Genomic DNA, 16,585 nt, shown 5'->3' with positions numbered 1-16,585 from the left:
ATTATTCCAGGGGAGGAACCCGAAGGGCTTGCTTTGTGACCAAGGTCACGTATGCACAAGGTCCTGCATCGGCTTGTGAACATCAGGCCGTCAGCCGCGCGAGTGCAGGGCCCGATCCAGCTGGTCCAGAATCCGCATGACCGTACCACGACGCACTTGTTCGCGGTCGCCATCCAGATGCAGCTCGTAGGCATAGGTCCGGTAGGCATGGGACTGAAGGCCGGTCTCAATACGCCGACCCATCACCCGGACGGGCAGGGCCAGACCGATGTAGACCAGCCCGGCAGGATCGTCCCCGTCAGGGCCCGGCCCGGCCACGCCTGTAGTGGCCATGCCGATGACCGTATCCTCGTGCCCCGGCCTGGTGTAGAGCCTGGCCGTGCCTTCGGCCATCTCCTGGGCGACCCGCGGATGGACCGCACCCTGGGTGGCCAGCAGGTCCTGGTCCACCTTGAGGATGGCGGCCTTGGCGGCGATGTCGTAGGTGACGGCCGACCCAAGAAAGACGTCTGACGCACCGGGAATCCTGACGAAGGCATCGGCCAGCAGCCCACCGGTCAGCGATTCGGCGGCGGCCAGCAGCAGGCCCGAGTCACGGCAGGTGTCGATGATCCGTCCAGCCAGGTCGTCGCAACGGCCCTGCACACTCTTGCCGATCATCGCCGCATCCCCAACACGTATTCCGCTCCCGAGTAGAGGCAGAGGGCCAGGGCCACCAGGATGACCACACGGGTGGCCACCAGGTACCAGGGCCAGACGGCCGACAGGGGCATCATGAGCATGCCCAGGCCGATGCATTCAAACAGGGTCTTGTACTTACCAGCCTGTGAGGCGGCGATGACCCGCCCTTGCTTGTTGATGACCAGGACCCGCAGCAGGGTGATGCCCAGTTCCCTGACCAGGAAGAGCAGGGTGACCCACCACCAGAGCTCGCCGAAGACCGAGGCCACGATCAGCGCCGAGCAGATCAGCAGCTTGTCGGCGATGGGATCCATGAGCTTGCCCAGCTCGGTCACCTGGTTGTACCGGCGGGCCAGCCACCCGTCCAGCTTGTCGGTCGAGGCGGCGAGGATGAAGAGCACGGCGGCGGTCCACCGCATGCCGGGCCTGCGCTCGCCCCAGGGACCGGCCATCAGATCCAGGGCGATGAAGACCAGGACCAGGAGGATACGGGTGTAAGTGACCAGGTTTGGGGGTGAATTCCATCCTTCGAGAAGCCTGCGCCTCTCACGACCGGTCTCTGACTCGGCATGCTCCTGCATTGCCACTCCTTATACGCGATACTCGTGCGCTCGGGCCGTCCAGCAAGAGATGCCGGGCGGCAGTTTCATCATAACGGTAGACCAGGCCCAGCTTTTTGGGCCGATGTTCAGCCCTGCGCTTGCTCATCCGGGGCGGGATCCATGGAGGGGGCGTCGCCTCGGATGAAGGCCAGGGCCTGCTGCAGCTGCGGCGGCTGGATGAGCACCTCGCGGGCCTTGGAACCCTCCGATGGCCCTACGATTCCCCTCGACTCCAGCAGGTCCATCAGCCTCCCCGCCCTGGCGAAGCCCACACGCAGCTTGCGCTGGAGCATGGAGGTGGATCCGAACTGGGTGGTCACCACCAGCTCGGCCGCCTGGAGCAGCTCGTCCATATCGTCGCCGATCTCCTCCTGAATCTCGTTCTTGTGGTTGGCCTTGTCGGCCATCTGCTCGATGTCCTCGCGGTAGTGGGGCTTGCGCTGGGTGCGCACATAATCCACCGCCTTGCGGATCTCGGACTCGGAGACCCAGGCCCCCTGGACGCGGGTGGGCTTGGCCTGGCCCATGGGCAGGAAGAGGGCGTCGCCCTGGCCGATCAGGGTCTCGGCGCCGGTGGCATCCAGAATGACTCGGGAATCGGTTGAGGAGGATGTGGCAAAGGCCAGCCTGGAGGGGATGTTGGCCTTGATCAGGCCGGTGACCACATCCACCGAGGGCCGCTGGGTGGCCAGGACCAGGTGGACGCCGGCGGCACGCGCCAGCTGGGTGATCCGCTGGATGGAGCTCTCCACGTCGTTCTTGGCCACCATCATCAGGTCGGCCATCTCGTCGACCACCACGACCAGGTAGGGATAAGGGGCCACCTTGCGGTTGGAGCCGGCGGGGGCGTGGACCTTGCCCTCGCGCACGGCCTTGTTGAAGTCCTTGATGTGCCGGAATCCGAAGAACTGCAGGTCGTCGTAGCGGGCATCCATCTCCTTGACCACCCACTCCAGGGCCTGGGCGGCCTTCTTGGGCTCGGTGATGATGGGCGTGAGCAGGTGGGGGATGCCGGCGTAGGCACTCAGCTCCACGCGCTTGGGGTCCACCATGATCAGGCGGACCTGCTCCGGCGTGGCCCGCATGATCAGCGAAACCAGCATGGAGTTGATGAAGCTGGACTTGCCCGAGCCCGTGGCGCCGGCCACCAGCAGGTGGGGCATTTTGGTCAGGTCGGCGGTCACATAGTGGCCCTCCACGTCCTTGCCCACGGCGGTCATCATGGGGTTGTCATCCTGTTTGGCCTTGTCGGAGCGCAGCACGTCGCCCAGGTGGACGATCTCGCGGTCCACGTTGGGAATCTCGATGCCGATGGCCGACTTGCCGGGGATGGGCGATAGGATGCGCACGTCCGAGCTGGCCACCGCATAGGCGATGTTGCGCTGAAGGTTGGTGACCTTCTCCACCTTGACGCCCGGCCCCAGCTCCACCTCGTACTGGGTGACCGAGGGCCCGCGCAGGAAGCCGACCACCTTGGCGTCCACATCGAACTGCTGGAAGGTCGATTGCAGGGCCTTGATGACCGCGTCGTTGGCCGAGGTCCTGACCGCGTGGGGCTTGCCCTTGACCAGCAGGTCCGTGCTGGGCAGCACATAGGGCCGGCTCTCGTCCACCTGCCGGTCATCGGAGGCACCTGACGCGTCTGCAGCCTGAGCTCCCGCACCCTGGGTTCCGGCAGCCTGATTTGTTGCTCTTGGAGCGGGCTGGGCGTCCATCTGCACGGTGTCGGCTGCGGCTGCGGCAGCGGCCCATGGATCCGAGGCCCCCACGCCGGACAGCGCGGCCGGATCCACCTTGGGGTGCGCCTGCTCCCTGGCATCCAGGAGAGCGGCCGTGGCCGGCGCCTCCACGGCGGGCATGTTCTGCGTGGACACCTGGTCACCCTGGTCAGCCTGGTCAGCCCCCTCCAGCGAAGCCGCCTGGGAGAAAGGCTCGTCAGCCTCGTAACGCTCCAGATGGGTGTCCGTATCCTTGCCAATGCGGCCATGCAGCAGGCGGCTGAACCAGCCGGCCACCCCGCCACGGCCGGAATCCTTGGCATCCTCCTGGTCCGATTCCTCGTGGGTGGGCACGCCGGGGGCCAGAGGCAGGGTGTCATCCCCCAGCCTGACCTCGTTGGGAGCGGTCTGCGCCGAAGCCGAGCCGGAGGCATGGGACCTCTTGCCGCGCAGCAAGGCAACCAGGTCGCTCATATGGAATCTGAAGGTGATGAAGAGGCCGAAAATAGCCACGAGGACGAAGATGATGACGGCGAAGACCTTGGACAGCCCCCAGGCCAGGGGCGAGCCCAGAAAGAACCCCAGAAGGCCGCCTGAGCCGCTGATGGCCCTCATGTCGAATCCTCGATGGTCCGAGGCCATGAGCACGTCCAGAATGGAGCAGACCGACCAGAGCACCACCATGAGCCCGCCCACCACAGGCAGGTTGCCGGCCTCGCGCCCGGTGTAGCAGACCAGCCGGAAGGCCGCAAAGAGCAGGACCACCGGTAGGATGATGCTGCAGAGCCCCAGAACGCCCGCAGCCAGAGCATGCAGCCCCCGCCCCAAGAAGCCGTTCACGCGGAACCATTCGCTGGCACTGAAGAGCACAGCCAGGATGACCAGCACGAAGCAGAGCCCGTCCTTGCGGTAGGCGGAGTTGTCGCCGTTCTTGCCGACCACAGCACGCACCAGGGATCCCAGGCCCCGGGGCAGGGCCAGCAAGGCCTTGTGCCAGAAGGGTTCCGGGTCATGGCTGTCCTTGGCTGCGGCCCGGCCGCGACCGCGTGCGTCTGCTTGCTGCTTACGTGTCATAACCCTTTCAGCCTACCCAGAACCCCGGTCCGCGCCGGGCCCGACGGGTCAGTGTGCACAACTCTTTCAGACGGTGGGCCGCCAGGGCTAGCATCGTTGGCATGACACCAGCCGAACGTCAGAGCGCCGTGGCTTTCGCCCTGCGCAACCTGCTTCTGGATGACCGTCAGCCCGGCCCTTCGGCCCTTCAGGCGGCCAGCGACTTTGTGGCGGACAGAAGGCAGGCCGAGGCTCTGGCCGACCAGGCCCGGCGCTTGGAGGCCAAGGCGGCTGCCCTGACGGATGCCCTCTTTCTGCGGACCATCCTGGTCTGTCAGCGACCCTGGGCGACCGAGGGCGATCTTGCGGAGCTGCGGGCCATCCACCGCCGACTGCTTCCCGGCCTGCCGGAAGAGCGAGCGCTGCGCCGACCCCAACCGGAGAACGACGCCAGCCTGTATCCGGCATCCATGCTGGAGCAGGGAGCTGCGGCCATCGGCCAGGAGCTGGCAGCCGAACGCAACCTGGCCAGCCTGGACCGTCCGGTCTTCGTGGAGCGCCTGGCCCACTACTACGACGAGCTCTCCTGCCTGCACCCCTTCGCCGACTGTGACGGCATGACCCTGCGTATCTTCCTCTCGCGCCTGTCCCACGATGCCGGCTGGGACCTGGACTGGGGACAGGCTGATCCGACCGCCCACCGCCGGGCCATCCAGCGAGCGCTCCGAGGCAGCACCGATGACCTGCAGGCCCTGATTGCGGGCATGGTCCGCCCGGTCAACCCAACCCGAATATTTCTGATCGCCGGATGGGACCAGGGCCCAGCCCACTGAATTGGCAGCCTCAGCCCGGCAGCCTCAGCTTGGCAGCCGCTCGTTGCCGCTGCGCTTGGCGGCCTCGATGATCTGGGCGCTCTGATTGATCAGTTCCGTCGCCCCGGCCTGGTCGTGGTCGCGGACGCGCCCCCAGTATCGTATTTTGAGCTGCACATACCGCTTCCGTGCCCGCAGGCCGGCCATCCGCTGGTCCAGCCGCCGTCCCTGCTCGGCCAGGAGCTCGATCTGCCGTCCGGCGGCCTCGGCCCCCGCCGCACGGTTGCCCAGATACTCCCGCATGTGCTCCAGGGACATGCCCGTGGCGCTCAGGCAGGAGATGGTCTCCAGCAGGTCCAGATCATCCTGGTCGTAACAACGGTGGCCGCTTGAGGGGTCCCTGGCAATGGGCGGAATAATGCCGATGGTCTCGTAGTAGCGCAGGGTGGTCTCCGGCATCCCCGACATGAGCGAGGCCTGGCGGATGGTGTACCAGGGCCCGGATTCCAGGTCGGCCTGGGGCTGCGTGATGGTGGTCATACCCGTCCAGCCTAGGAACTTCAAGTACTTGAAGTCAAAGCGCGCCCAAATGGTGTCTGGTCACCCTCCCCTGATCCGACTGGTCGGCCTGGGCGTCCGCCTGATCGAAGCAGCCTTGGTCAGCCTGGTCCACCAGATCCAGTGCCTGCCGGGCCAGATCCGGAGCCAGGGCATTCAGCCAGTGGATGCGCGGGTCCCGGCCGAACCAGCCCATCTGCTTGCGGGCCAGACGCTTGGTCTTCTGCGCTATCAGACCGAAGGCGGCATCCAGGTCGGTGCGGCCGTCCAGGTAGTCCAGAATCTGCTGGTAGCCCAGGGCGCGTGAGGCCGTGGTCCCCAGGCGGTTGCGCAGTCTGCTCACCTCGTCGACCAGCCCCTGGTCGCGCATGGCCTGGGTGCGCTGGTCGATCCTGCGGTCCAGCTCCTCCCGGGGCAGGTCCAGCCCCAGCTGCAGGGCGGGCAGCAGGTAGCGGTACCGGGGCAGGCTGGCCGAATAGGGCCGTCCGGTGATCTCCATGACCTCCAGAGCCCGCACGGTCCGCCGCACATTCCGAGGATCCATCCGGGCCGCAGCCTCCGGGTCCCGTTCCTGCACCTGGCGGAAGAGCAGCCCGGGACCTTCCTTTTGGGCCCGCTCCTCCAGCCTGGCCCTGACCGCCGGGTCGGTGCCGGGGAAGGACAGATCGTCGATGACCGCCCGGGTATAGAGCCCTGAGCCACCGACCAGGATCGGCCGGATTCCCTGGGCCCGCAGGTCAGCTATCAGGGAGCGGGCCATGGTCTGGAAGCGGGCCACGCTCATGGCCTCCTCCGGCTCGATGATGTCGATCAGGTGGTGGACCACCGCCTGCCGCTCCCCTACCGAAGGCTTGGCCGTGCCCACGTCCATCCCCCGGTACATCTGGTAGGCATCGGCATTGACGATATGTGCCTCCTGCCCGCGGGCTTGGAGAGCCTGTGCCAGGGCCACGCCCAGGGCGGTCTTGCCCGAGGCTGTGGGACCCACGATGGAGACGATGCGGGGTTCAGCGGATGTCATAGACCTGCCCCGCCCGGGGATCCGGGTCAGCGATCAGATAGTGGGGCCCGGCCTGGGTGACGGTGCAGGTGACCAGATCCCCGGGCTTTGGCGCAGGCATCCCCTGGGGCACGCCGACATGGACCAGCACCCCGGTGCGCTCGTGCCCGGTCACCCGGTGGGTGCTGCCATCGTGCCGGCCGTGCCCGTCGCCGATCAGCACCTCCACCTCCTTGCCCAAAAAGGCCTGCATGTGCTCCAGGGTGATGGACTCCTGCAGGGCCTGCAGCCGCTCGAACCGGTCCTGGACCACGGCCTTGGGCAGCTGTGGCATGCGCGCGGCAGGCGTGCCCGGACGCGGCGAATACTCAAAGATAAAGGCGGACGAGAAGCGCGCCCGGCGCACCACGTCCATGGTGGCCTGGAAGTCCTCCTCGGTCTCCCCTGGGAAGCCCACGATGATATCGGTGGTGATCAGGGCATCGGGCATGGCGGCCCGAACCTTGTCCAGTATCTGCAAAAAGCGCTGGGACCGGTAGGAGCGCCGCATGGCCCGCAGAATCCGGTCGGAACCCGACTGCAGGGGCATGTGCAGCTGGTGCATGACCGTGGGCGTCTCGGCCATGGCGGCGATCACATCGTCGGTGAAGGCCGCCGGATGGGGCGAGGTGAAGCGTATCCGCTCCAGCCCAGGCACCCGGCCGCAGGCCCGCAGGAGCCTGGCGAAGGCGTAGCGGTCCCCCGTGGACCAGCCATAGGAGTTGACGTTCTGCCCCAGCAGGGTCACCTGGCGGGCCCCGGAGCGCACGCAATCCTCAACCTCCTGCAGGATGTCGTCCATGGACCGGTCCCGCTCCCGCCCGCGCACCGAGGGCACGATGCAGAAGGTGCAGGTGTTGTTGCAGCCGACCGATATGGACACCCAGGCCTGCGAGCGCGAGGCCCTGACCGCCGGCAGCCGCCCGGGCAGATCCCGCAGCTCCTGCGACACCCCCACCTGGGGCCGCCCGTCCTTGCGGGCCTTGTCCAGCAGGCCGGGCAGCGAGCCGATGTCCCTGGTGCCGAAGACCGCATCCACCCAGGGCGCCGCCTTCACGATTCGCTCCCGGTCCTTCTGGGCCATGCAGCCGCCCACGGCGATCCGCGTGTCGGGCTTGTGCTGCTTGAACCTGTGCCAGCGCCCGATGGTCCCGTACATGCGCTGGGTGGCGTTGTCTCGCACGGCGCAGGTGTTGAGCACCATCACGTCCACCTCGCGCGCACGAACCTGCTCGGGCGTGGCCTGCTGGTAGCCCTGGGCCCGGAGCACCCCGGCGATCCGCTCGGAATCATGCTCGTTCATCTGGCAGCCCAGGGTCCGCACATAGTAGACGCCCCTGCTGTCCTTACGCTGAGCGGTCGCGCTCATGCCCTCGCCTGCTTCCATAAGCCATGATTGTATGCGCAGGTCGGGTCCCGCGGCCATCGGGGCCTGTGCGTACCATGAGTCATGGTTACGAACGGCGGCATGGGAGGTTCATGTGATACTCGACCGTAACAGTGCCATGAGCGCATCCGAAATGAAGCAGCGACTGTCCGACCTGGACGAAAAGGACCGTCCCAAGCTGGACATCGACGAGATAACGGAGTTCGTCAATCTCATGCAGACCTACGAGGGGGCCATGTACGAGATTTCGACCAAGCTGGACGTGCTGGACACGGAATTCCAGGTCCGGTTCAGCCACAACCCCATCCACCACATGGAGCGCCGGCTCAAGAGCGTGGACTCCCTGATCGGCAAGCTGCACCGCAAGAACCTGCCCGTCACCATCCCCTCGGTGCGCGATCACATCTTCGACGTGGCCGGCGTGCGCGTCATCTGCAACTACCGGGACGATGTCTACTCGGTCTCACGCTACCTCTCCGACCAGTCGGACATCCAGGTGCTGAGGGTCAAGGACTACATCCGCAACCCCAAGATGAACGGCTACCGCAGCCTGCACGTCATCTACGCCGTGCCGGTCTTCCTGACCTCGGGCCCCCACTACACGCCGGTCGAGGTGCAGTTCCGCACCATCGCCATGGACTACTGGGCCTCCCTGGAGCACCAGCTGCGTTACAAGTCCGACCTGCCCGACGCCCGCCTGGCCGAGCATTCGCAGACCCTGCTGGACTGCGCCCGCTCCCTGCAGAACATCGAGGTGCAGATGCAGTCCATCCACCGCGACATCTCAGGTTCTCCCCAGGAGCAGGACTCCGACGACGAGGCCATCAGCAACAATAAGGATTAGCTGAATCCTCACAAATCCTTTACCATAGAAACCAGGCCAGGTGGAAGGGTTGGGGCTTCCGCCGGGTCCCAGGAGGAGGCCCCGCCTGCAAGGTCGGGTCTCCTCCTGCACCACCATCCCTCAGAAGTCGAAGTTGTCGGGATCCGCGCCGGTGCGCTCGTCCCTGTTCATAGCGGTGATGGCCTTCATATCCTCATCGCTCAGCTCGAAGTCGAAGACCTGCGCGTTCTGCTCGATCCGCTCCTTGTGGGTGGACTTGGGGATGACGATGACCCCGCGCTGCAGGTGCCAGCGCAGCACTATCTGCGCCGGGGAGCGGTCGTAGCGCTCGGCCATGGCCTTGAGCCTGGGGTCGGCCAGCAGGCTGCCGCCGGTGCCGCCCAGGGGGCTGTAGGCCTCCACATCCACGCGCAGGGTGCCGTGGCAGTAGTCGATCAGGTCGTCGTTGACGAACTGGGGCGAGGACTCGATCTGGTCGACCGCCGGCTTGGTGCCGCTGATGGTGTGCAGCTCGTCCAGGTGGTGCTTCTGGAAGTTGCAGACCCCGATGGCCCGCACTCGCCGCTGGGTGTAGAGCTCCTCCATGTCCTCCCAGGCCTGCTGCCAGCCCTTGGCGGGCCAGTGGATCAGGTAGAGGTCCAAGTAGTCCACGCCCAGCCGGTCCAGGCTCTCCTTGAAGGCCTCCTTGGCCCGTCCTGCACGGATGTCGTCATTCCAGAGCTTGGTGGTCAGGAAGACATCCCGCCGGTCGACACCGGAGCGGCGCAGACCCTCCCCCACGGACTGCTCGTTGCCGTAGATCATGGCGGTGTCGATGTGGCGATAGCCCGCCTGCAGGGCCCAGGTGACGGCCTGGCTGGTGGCCTCGCCATCAGGTGTTTGGAAGACCCCGAGACCCAGCTGGGGGATGCTGACCCCATTGTTGAGGGTGATGACGGTGTCGGTGACGTTTCCGGTCATATAGTCATGCTCCTTATCGGCCGATCAGCGGCCGTGACGTGTTGTCTGCCCATTCTATCTGCCAGGCAAGATGGGATCAGTTGTTGCTTAAGGCCCACCGCTGTGCATTTGCATCTCGTGTGTTGTCGGCGGGCTGGGTGGTAGGGTGAAAGGCGGGGGATGTCGAGAAGACGGCTGGCTTGCGCCTTTAGTTCATGCGATGTGATGCAGGGTTGGCGCTGGCAGGCAGAACTTGAGTAGGCAAGCGGCATTGGTTCCGTTTGGTGTTTGGTGAAGGGGTTTTGGTTTGATGCATCTGGTTTCCCGTCTGCGTCGCACCCTGGCGATGGCTGTCATCCTGCTGGGAATGCTGGCAGGCCTGGGCGTCGCATCCGCCCAGGCGGACGCTCCCATACTCACCGGGGGGGGGGGTCGTCAGACCCCTCGCGTAGCTGAGCAAACCCCCGGCATTCCCCCCGGCAGCGCGACCAGCACCCCGCTGCCCTCGCCATCGCCGATACAAGCCGCCACACCGTTAAGCACGACAGCAAGCCCAGGAACCCCGTCATCGACGACGGGAACACCCGGCAGCGCAGGCTCCGCTCCTGCCAAGCCATCCGAAAAGTCGGATGGTCAGGCTTCGCACACAGTGCGCTTCGACCCGGCCGACGGCAGCAAGCCCACCCAAACGACCGTGAAAACCGGGACTCTCGCCGCTCCCCCGCAACGGAACCCGCAGCGTGATGGCTTCCGGTTCGACGGGTGGACATACGACGGCCAGCCGTTCGACTTGCAGACCCCCATCCTCCAGGACACGACCCTGAAAGCCCAATGGTCGAAGGCCACGGACTGGACACTGAGCCCGGACCATGGGCCCGCTACCGGCACCAGGCTGACCATCAGCCCGCCCCACAGGCAGGAACCTCAGTTCGCCAGCATCCAAGCGGCAGGCGGCCAGATCCTCGGCCTGACCGGCGACGGCAGCATCTACACCTGGACGCAGGACAGCACGCCCAAACAGGTGCCCTCCCCCGCCCAGGCCCCCGACGAGTTCCACTACCTGCAGGTTGCAGCCGACAGCCGATCGCAGGCCGCCCTCGGATCCGACCAGCGGATATACACCTGGAACAGCAGACAAGCAACGCCCACCATCCTCGACACCGGCAAGGATGCCAGGTTCACCAGCATCAGCATGAACGACAATCGGCTCCTGGCAGTGGACCGGCAGGGACAGGTCCACACCTATCAGGCCAGCAAGGCCGACAGCCAGAACCCGGAACTTATACAGCAGGCCGCAACCAGCCTGCCCGAAAAGGCGCAGGCCGTCACCGCCGTCACCGCCAGCCAGGCGCTCATCGTGGACGAGGACGGGCAAGCCTGGACCTGGGATGCAGGCAAGACAGGAAGCGCCAAGCCCGCACGCGTCAAGCAGGATCCGGGCATGCGCATCGTCCAAGCCCAGGCCCTCAACCAGGGGTTCCTCCTCCTGGACGCGGACGGGCAGGCCCGGTACCTGCCAGACGGCACTGCCGCCATGATCCAACTCAGCCTGCCGGACGGCGTGCAGGCCAGCTCGACCGCCGCCAACAAGGACCAGGCCGTCATCACTGATACCGACGGCCACGTCTGGGCCTGGAAGTCCGGCAAGACGCCCATACGCGCAGACAGCAGGAACCAAGCCTACGTGCAGGCCGCCGCTGCCGGCGGCAGGATCAGCGCCATCAGCAGCCAGGGCGGCATATTCAGGTGGAGCCTGGACGGGCAGGGCCAGCCTGGCAAACCCGACAGGCTAGGCACCGCACAAGCGCCCATCCTGGAATCAGCCAGCCTGGACAGCCAGCCGCTCAAACTCACCAAGAACAACGGCTCCTGGCAGGCGGACATGCCCGCCCGCAAGCCCGGGCCGGCCGCCATCCTCATCACGGGCAGGCAGGACGATAAGCCCTTCACCAGGAGCCTTGCGTACACGGTCGACCAGCCGCTGACCAGAGGCGCCGGACAACGATCCGCGTTCACGGTCCGCTTCGACACGGGCGGCGGAAACCCCGAACCAGCGGACCAGCATGTCCCCGCCCCGTACGGGAGGGCGAAGCGCCCCTCACCCGACCCGGCTCGTGAAGGCTTCCTGTTCGACGGCTGGTTCACCGGTCAGGTCGCCTACGATTTCAGCAGGCCCGTCGACAAGGACCTGACCCTGACCGCCCACTGGACGCCGACAAGCCGGAACACCAAGTGGAGCATCAGCCCCAACAAGGGCAGCCAGCTGGGCAAGGAATCCACAACCATCACCCCGCCCGACAATGCCAGCCGAGACATACGATTCAACCAGATCAGCGCATCAACATACGACGGTACTAATCCCTATGGTTTTTCCTTGGCGGTGGGCAGCGACGGCAACGCCTACGCCTGGGGAAACAACGGCAATGGCCAGCTCGGCGACGGGACGAGCAGCAGCCGGAATACGCCGGTCACGGTGAGGACGCCTGACCGCAGCACGTACCCGGACCTGCCTAAGGATTTCACCTACGTGCAGGTCAGCGCCGGAGCCTTTCATTCCCTGGCCCTGGGCAGCGACGGCAACGCCTACGCCTGGGGAAACAACGGCAATGGCCAGTTCGGCGACGGGACGAGCAGCAGCCGGAATACGCCGGTCACGGTGAGGACGCCTGACCGCAGCACGTACCCGGACCTGCCTAAGGATTTCACCTACGTGCAGGTCAGCGCCGGAGCGCTTTCATTCCCTGGCCCTGGGCAGCGACGGCAACGCCTACGCCTGGGGAGACAACACCTATGGCCAGCTCGGTGACGGGACGAGCAGCAGCCGGAATACGCCGGTCAAAGTGGGGAAGCCTGCAGGCGCGCCTGCGGATTTCACCTACGTGCAGGTCAGCGCCGGATAGTTATCATTCGCTGGCCCTGGGCAGCGACGGGAACACCTACGCCTGGGGAAACAACTACCAGTGGCCAGCTCGGCGACGGGACGAGCAACAACTATCGGTATACGCCGGTCAGGGTGAAGACGCCTGACCGGAAGACGTACCCGAACCTGCCAGCGGACTTCACCTACCTGCAGGTCAGCGCCGGATACCAGCATTCCCTGGCCCTGGGCAGCGACGGCAACGCCTGGGCATGGGGAGACAACGACCACGGCCAGCTCGGCGACGGGACGAGCACCACCTACCGGTCTGCGCCGGTCAGGGTGAAGACGCCTGACCGGAAGACGTACCCGAACCTGCCAGCGGACTTCACCTACCTGCAGGTCAGCGCCGGATGGCGGCATTCCCTGGCCCTGGGCAGCGACGGCAACGCCTGGGCATGGGGAGACAACCACGTATGGCCAGCTCGGCAACGGCACCAGCTACAGCAATTCGTCTGTTCCTGTGCACGTGCGCGACCCCGCCAACCCCGGGAACGCGAGCAAAGGACTGCAAGCCACACAGGTCAGCGCCGGAGACACTCATTCGCTGGCCGTGGGCAGCGACGGCAACGCCTGGGCATGGGGAAACAACAAGTATGGCGAGCTCGGCGACGGCAGCACACAACATCGTCAAGTATGGCTCCTGTGCCGGTGTCGTTCAACCTGGCTGCTGGTGGTCACCGGCGTCAGATTCGACCAGCAATGCCGTGTCAGAACTGACGCGCGGCGATGGCAATAGCGTCAGCGTGCTCACGCCCGCGCACCAGCCGGGCACGGTCACGGTCAGCGTGGACTACACGCTGGGCGGCGCACCCCAAACGCCGGACACCTCCCTCAGGTACACGTACCTGCCTGCAGGCGTGCTCCCCAAGGCAGGCGGGGAAGGCATCCTGCTCGCCCTGGCCACCGGCATGACCGGCATGGGCGGGGTCCTCGCCTCACGCCGCCACCGGAGGGAACAACACCAACTGCTTCACGCTTCACTCGAGTAAGAGCGGCCGGGCGGCGAATCAATCCCCCCGCTCCCGGCCCACATAGGGGGAGCAGGGAGGAAACGTGTCAGTCAAGGCTCAAACCCCAAGAGAGCCGACACTTCCCTCCCGCGCCCCCACCACACTCAGCCCAGCCTTCCAAGGGCTGGACGGCACATCAGGAGAGGGGCAACCGCCATGGCGGGATGTGGGCATGCAACCACCCCGCCATGACGGCCATCCCCACCTGATCCTAGCCAGCCCCTTTCATGCAATTTCATAATTGCCCTAAGCAGCCGACTATGCCCAATTACTGCAATCACAGCCGTCGGGCGTTCGGATCCGGCTTGTGTGTTGCTTGTCAGACCGGTGGTATGGTGAAAAACAGGGGTAACGGGAAGACGGCTGGTTTCCGCCACAGTTCCTGCAATCCGGTGCAGGGTTGGCGTTGAAAGACAGGACGGCTTTCCGGCAAACAAGACGCTTTTAAGCGAGCCGCTGGCTCTGCTTGGTGTTGGTGAAGGGGTTTACGAGTCATGCATCTGGTTTCCCGTCTACGTCGTGCGTTGGCGATGATGACCGTCCTGCTGGGCCTGCTGGCAGGCCTCGGCGTCGCGTCCGCAAACGCGGCGGACGCTCCTGTACTCACCGGGGGGGGGGGTCGTCAGACCCCTCGCGTAGCTAAGCAAACCCCCGCCACTCTCCCCAGCAACGCAACAAACACCCCACTGCCCTCGCCATCGCCTCTGACAACCAGCCTCGCCGTTAAGCTCCGCAACACCAAGTCCAAATACTTCGCAATCATCAACGAACAGTCCGGACAACACAGGATCCGCTTCAACCAAGCCATCCGATAGTGATGATCAAACTTCACATGTGGTGCGCCTCGACCCAGCAGACGGCAGCAAGCCAACACAGTCAACCGTGAAAACCGGCACCCTCGCCACTCCCGCCGCAACAGAATCCTCAGTACGTCACGGCTTCCGGTTCGACGGGTGGACGCTTGACGGCCAGCCTTTCGACTTCCAGACCCCCATCCTCCAGGACACGACCCTGAAAGCCCAGTGGGCGAAGACCACGGACTGGACGCTGAGCCCGGACCACGGGCCCGCCACCGGCGCCAGACTGACCATCAGCCCGCCCAACCGGCAGGAACCCTGCTACGCCAGCATCCAAACCGCAGGAGACCAGATTGTCGGCCTGACCGGCGACGGCCGCATCTACACATGGACGCAAGACGGCACACCCAGAACAGGTTCCCTCCCCCGCTCAAGCATTCCTGACCGGGTTCCACTACCTGCAGGCCGCAGCCGGCAGCCGATGGCAGGCCGCCTTAGGATCCGACCAGCAGATCTACACCTGGACCAGCCAGACAAGCGACACCCACCATCCTCGACACCAGCCAGAACACCAGGTTCACCAGCATCAGCATCAACGGCGACCGGCTCCTGGCCGTGGACCGGCAGGGACAGGTCCACGCCTTCCAAGACAGCCAGACCGGCAGCCAGAATCCGAACCAGAAGCTCGCCAGAACAAGCCGACAACCAGCCTGCCCGGGCAGGCGCAGGCCGTCACTCGCCGCCGCCTCCGCCAGCCGGATCCTCGCCCTGGACGCAGACGGGCAAGCCTGGACCTGGGACACAGAACAAGCACCGGAAAAGCCGAACCCGCACGCATCAAACAGCAGCCCGGCATGCGCATCATCCAAGCCCAAGCCCTCAACCAGGGGTTTCTCCTCCTGGATGCGGACGGGCAAGCCCGGTATCTGGCCAACACCGCAGCCGATTCCACAGCCGTCAACCTGCCAGAAGGCATGAAAGCCAGCTCGGCCGCCACCAACAATGACCAGGCCATGATCGTCGACAAAGGCGGCCGCCTCTGGGCCTGGAAGCCCGGCGAAGCGCCCAAACGCACAAACAACGGGAACCAGCAGTTTGTGCAGGCAACAGCTGCAGGCAACAGGATCATCGCCATCAGCAGGCAGGGCGACATATACAAATGGAGCCTGGACGAGCAGGGTCAGCCCGGCAAGCCAGCCAGACTCGACACCAGCACCGACCCCACCCTGGAATCAGCCAGCCTGGACAGCCAACCGCTCAAACTCAGCAAGACCAGCAGCATCTGGCAGGCGGAAATCCCTGCACGCAAGCCGGGTCCAGCCGCCATCACCATCGCCGGCAGGCAGGACGGCCAGCCCTTCACCAGAAGCCTCAACTACACGGTCGACCAGCCGCTGACACGAGACGACCAGCAGGGCACGACCCACACAGTCACTTTCAATGCGGACGGAGGAAGCCCCGAACCCGCCGACCAGAACATCTCAGACCCCTACGGCAGAGTAAAGCGGCCCACCCCCAACCCGGCGCGCGAAGGCTACCAGTTCGACGGATGGTTCACCGGCGAAGTCGCCTACGACTTCAGCAAGCCCGTCAGCAAGGACCTGACCCTTACCGCCAAGTGGACCGAAAGCGGGAACAACAAGTGGAGCATCAGCCCCGACAAGGGCAGCCAGCTGGGCAGGGAATCCACCACCATCACCCCGCCAGACACCAGCCGAGGCATCAGGTTCAACCAACTCAGCGGATCAAAAGATTTTGATCTTGGTTTTTCCTTGGGTGTGGGCAGCGACGGGAACGCCTATGCATGGGGATGGAACAAGTATGGCCAGCTAGGCGACGGGACAACCACCGATCGGCATACGCCGGTCTTGGTGAAGAAACCTGATCGCACGACGTACCCGGACGTGCCTGAGAATTTCACCTACGTGCAGGTCAGCGCCGGATGGCTCGCATTCGCTAGCCGTGGGCAGCGACGGATACGCCTACACTTGGGGTTGGAACAACCAATGGCCAGCTCGGCAACAACAGTCACAGCTCTATCGACTGTTCCGGTGCGCGTACGCGACCCCGCCAACCCCACCGACACGAACAAAGGACTGAAAGCCGTACAGGTGAGCGGCGGAGACCTATCATTCACTAGCCGTGGGCAGCCGATGGGAACACCTACGCGTGGGGATACAACAGCTCCGGTCAGCTCGGCGACGGGACGACCACCAGCAGGACGA

14 protein-coding genes and 2 pseudogenes are annotated in these 16,585 nt (G+C 65.3%); 8 read left to right on the top strand and 8 right to left on the bottom strand.

Annotated elements, in window-relative coordinates:
* Window positions 1-90: 90 nt before the first annotated feature.
* From RAM15_RS02900 to RAM15_RS02890, 3 genes are all read right to left on the bottom strand, one after another.
* Window positions 91-660, bottom strand: a complete 570-nt coding sequence (locus RAM15_RS02900) for a CinA family protein (RefSeq protein WP_198189462.1) — start codon at window positions 658-660, stop codon at window positions 91-93.
* Window positions 657-1,262 (bottom strand): CDP-diacylglycerol--glycerol-3-phosphate 3-phosphatidyltransferase, encoded by a 606-nt coding sequence (gene pgsA, locus RAM15_RS02895; protein ID WP_306221995.1) that lies wholly within the window; start codon window positions 1,260-1,262, stop codon window positions 657-659. The genes RAM15_RS02900 and pgsA overlap by 4 nt, the downstream gene beginning before the upstream one ends.
* 107 nt (window positions 1,263-1,369) lie before the next feature.
* Window positions 1,370-4,075 carry an FtsK/SpoIIIE family DNA translocase gene (locus RAM15_RS02890; RefSeq protein WP_306221994.1) on the bottom strand — a complete coding sequence of 902 codons (2,706 nt, stop codon included), beginning with the start codon at window positions 4,073-4,075 and terminating at the stop codon, window positions 1,370-1,372.
* Between the two features lie 101 nt (window positions 4,076-4,176).
* On the opposite strand from RAM15_RS02890, the gene RAM15_RS02885 reads away from it, so the two are divergent.
* Window positions 4,177-4,887 carry a Fic family protein gene (locus tag RAM15_RS02885; protein WP_306221993.1) on the top strand — a complete coding sequence of 237 codons (711 nt, stop codon included), beginning with the start codon at window positions 4,177-4,179 and terminating at the stop codon, window positions 4,885-4,887.
* 24 nt (window positions 4,888-4,911) lie between these two features.
* Here the strand turns inward: RAM15_RS02885 and RAM15_RS02880 are convergent, their stop codons facing one another.
* Genes RAM15_RS02880 through miaB form a run of 3 tightly spaced genes read right to left on the bottom strand, consistent with a single transcriptional unit; the run spans window position 4,912 to window position 7,832 of the window.
* Window positions 4,912-5,406, bottom strand: coding sequence for a MerR family transcriptional regulator (locus tag RAM15_RS02880; protein ID WP_306221991.1), 495 nt, complete (start codon window positions 5,404-5,406; stop codon window positions 4,912-4,914).
* Between the two features lie 34 nt (window positions 5,407-5,440).
* A complete protein-coding gene (gene miaA / locus RAM15_RS02875) occupies window positions 5,441-6,445 on the bottom strand; it encodes a tRNA (adenosine(37)-N6)-dimethylallyltransferase MiaA (RefSeq protein ID WP_306221990.1) in 1,005 nt (334 codons plus the stop codon).
* Window positions 6,432-7,832, bottom strand: a complete 1,401-nt coding sequence (gene miaB / locus RAM15_RS02870) for a tRNA (N6-isopentenyl adenosine(37)-C2)-methylthiotransferase MiaB (protein ID WP_306221987.1) — start codon at window positions 7,830-7,832, stop codon at window positions 6,432-6,434. The genes miaA and miaB overlap by 14 nt, the downstream gene beginning before the upstream one ends.
* A 151-nt stretch (window positions 7,833-7,983) precedes the next feature.
* Between miaB and RAM15_RS02865 the strand changes: the two genes are divergently transcribed.
* On the top strand, window positions 7,984-8,694 hold the full coding sequence (locus RAM15_RS02865; RefSeq protein ID WP_306222238.1) for a GTP pyrophosphokinase: 711 nt from the start codon (window positions 7,984-7,986) through the stop codon (window positions 8,692-8,694).
* Window positions 8,695-8,814: 120 nt separating this feature from the next.
* On the opposite strand, the gene RAM15_RS02860 is transcribed toward RAM15_RS02865, so the two are convergent.
* Window positions 8,815-9,654, bottom strand: a complete 840-nt coding sequence (locus RAM15_RS02860) for an aldo/keto reductase (RefSeq protein ID WP_306221985.1) — start codon at window positions 9,652-9,654, stop codon at window positions 8,815-8,817.
* 289 nt (window positions 9,655-9,943) lie between these two features.
* Between RAM15_RS02860 and RAM15_RS02855 the strand changes: the two genes are divergently transcribed.
* The 5 genes and pseudogenes from RAM15_RS02855 (at window position 9,944) to RAM15_RS02835 (ending at window position 13,542) form a co-directional block, all read left to right on the top strand.
* Window positions 9,944-12,439, top strand: coding sequence for an InlB B-repeat-containing protein (locus tag RAM15_RS02855; RefSeq protein ID WP_306221984.1), 2,496 nt, complete (start codon window positions 9,944-9,946; stop codon window positions 12,437-12,439).
* Entirely contained in the window at window positions 12,375-12,533 is a 159-nt protein-coding gene (locus RAM15_RS02850; RefSeq protein WP_306222237.1) for an RCC1 domain-containing protein, read from the top strand. Before RAM15_RS02855 ends, RAM15_RS02850 begins: the two co-directional genes overlap by 65 nt.
* A 113-nt stretch (window positions 12,534-12,646) precedes the next feature.
* Window positions 12,647-12,931, top strand: a pseudogene (locus RAM15_RS08515) (hypothetical protein); the annotation flags it as partial.
* An 82-nt stretch (window positions 12,932-13,013) separates the two neighbouring features.
* Window positions 13,014-13,289 (top strand): hypothetical protein, encoded by a 276-nt coding sequence (locus RAM15_RS02840; protein ID WP_306222236.1) that lies wholly within the window; start codon window positions 13,014-13,016, stop codon window positions 13,287-13,289.
* A complete protein-coding gene (locus RAM15_RS02835) occupies window positions 13,258-13,542 on the top strand; it encodes a hypothetical protein (RefSeq protein ID WP_306221982.1) in 285 nt (94 codons plus the stop codon). Before RAM15_RS02840 ends, RAM15_RS02835 begins: the two co-directional genes overlap by 32 nt.
* 945 nt (window positions 13,543-14,487) lie before the next feature.
* Here the strand turns inward: RAM15_RS02835 and RAM15_RS02830 are convergent.
* Window positions 14,488-14,757 (bottom strand): hypothetical protein, encoded by a 270-nt coding sequence (locus tag RAM15_RS02830; RefSeq protein ID WP_306221979.1) that lies wholly within the window; start codon window positions 14,755-14,757, stop codon window positions 14,488-14,490.
* Between the two features lie 457 nt (window positions 14,758-15,214).
* On the opposite strand from RAM15_RS02830, the pseudogene RAM15_RS02825 reads away from it, so the two are divergent.
* A pseudogene (locus RAM15_RS02825) lies at window positions 15,215-16,243 on the top strand (InlB B-repeat-containing protein); the annotation flags it as partial.
* Window positions 16,244-16,585 lie beyond the last annotated feature (342 nt).

It is taken from the genome of Bifidobacterium asteroides (genome assembly GCF_030758775.1).
GTDB classification, from domain to species: Bacteria; Actinomycetota; Actinomycetes; order Actinomycetales; family Bifidobacteriaceae; genus Bombiscardovia; species Bombiscardovia kimbladii.
Note: the sequence above shows the minus strand (reverse complement) of the source record. Positions and strands in the feature narration are given on the sequence as shown.

Bases quoted from the DNA above. Each gene is read 5' to 3' on its own strand.
- RAM15_RS02900 (WP_198189462.1), bottom strand. From the start codon at position 660: ATGATCGGCAAGAGTGTGCAGGGCCGTTGCGACGACCTGGCTGGACGG.
- pgsA (WP_306221995.1), bottom strand. From the start codon at position 1,262: ATGCAGGAGCATGCCGAGTCAGAGACCGGTCGTGAGAGGCGCAGGCTT.
- RAM15_RS02890 (WP_306221994.1), bottom strand. From the start codon at position 4,075: ATGACACGTAAGCAGCAAGCAGACGCACGCGGTCGCGGCCGGGCCGCA.
- RAM15_RS02885 (WP_306221993.1), top strand. From the start codon at position 4,177: ATGACACCAGCCGAACGTCAGAGCGCCGTGGCTTTCGCCCTGCGCAAC.
- RAM15_RS02880 (WP_306221991.1), bottom strand. From the start codon at position 5,406: ATGACCACCATCACGCAGCCCCAGGCCGACCTGGAATCCGGGCCCTGG.
- miaA (WP_306221990.1), bottom strand. From the start codon at position 6,445: ATGACATCCGCTGAACCCCGCATCGTCTCCATCGTGGGTCCCACAGCC.
- miaB (WP_306221987.1), bottom strand. From the start codon at position 7,832: ATGAGCGCGACCGCTCAGCGTAAGGACAGCAGGGGCGTCTACTATGTG.
- RAM15_RS02865 (WP_306222238.1), top strand. From the start codon at position 7,984: ATGAAGCAGCGACTGTCCGACCTGGACGAAAAGGACCGTCCCAAGCTG.
- RAM15_RS02860 (WP_306221985.1), bottom strand. From the start codon at position 9,654: ATGACCGGAAACGTCACCGACACCGTCATCACCCTCAACAATGGGGTC.
- RAM15_RS02855 (WP_306221984.1), top strand. From the start codon at position 9,944: ATGCATCTGGTTTCCCGTCTGCGTCGCACCCTGGCGATGGCTGTCATC.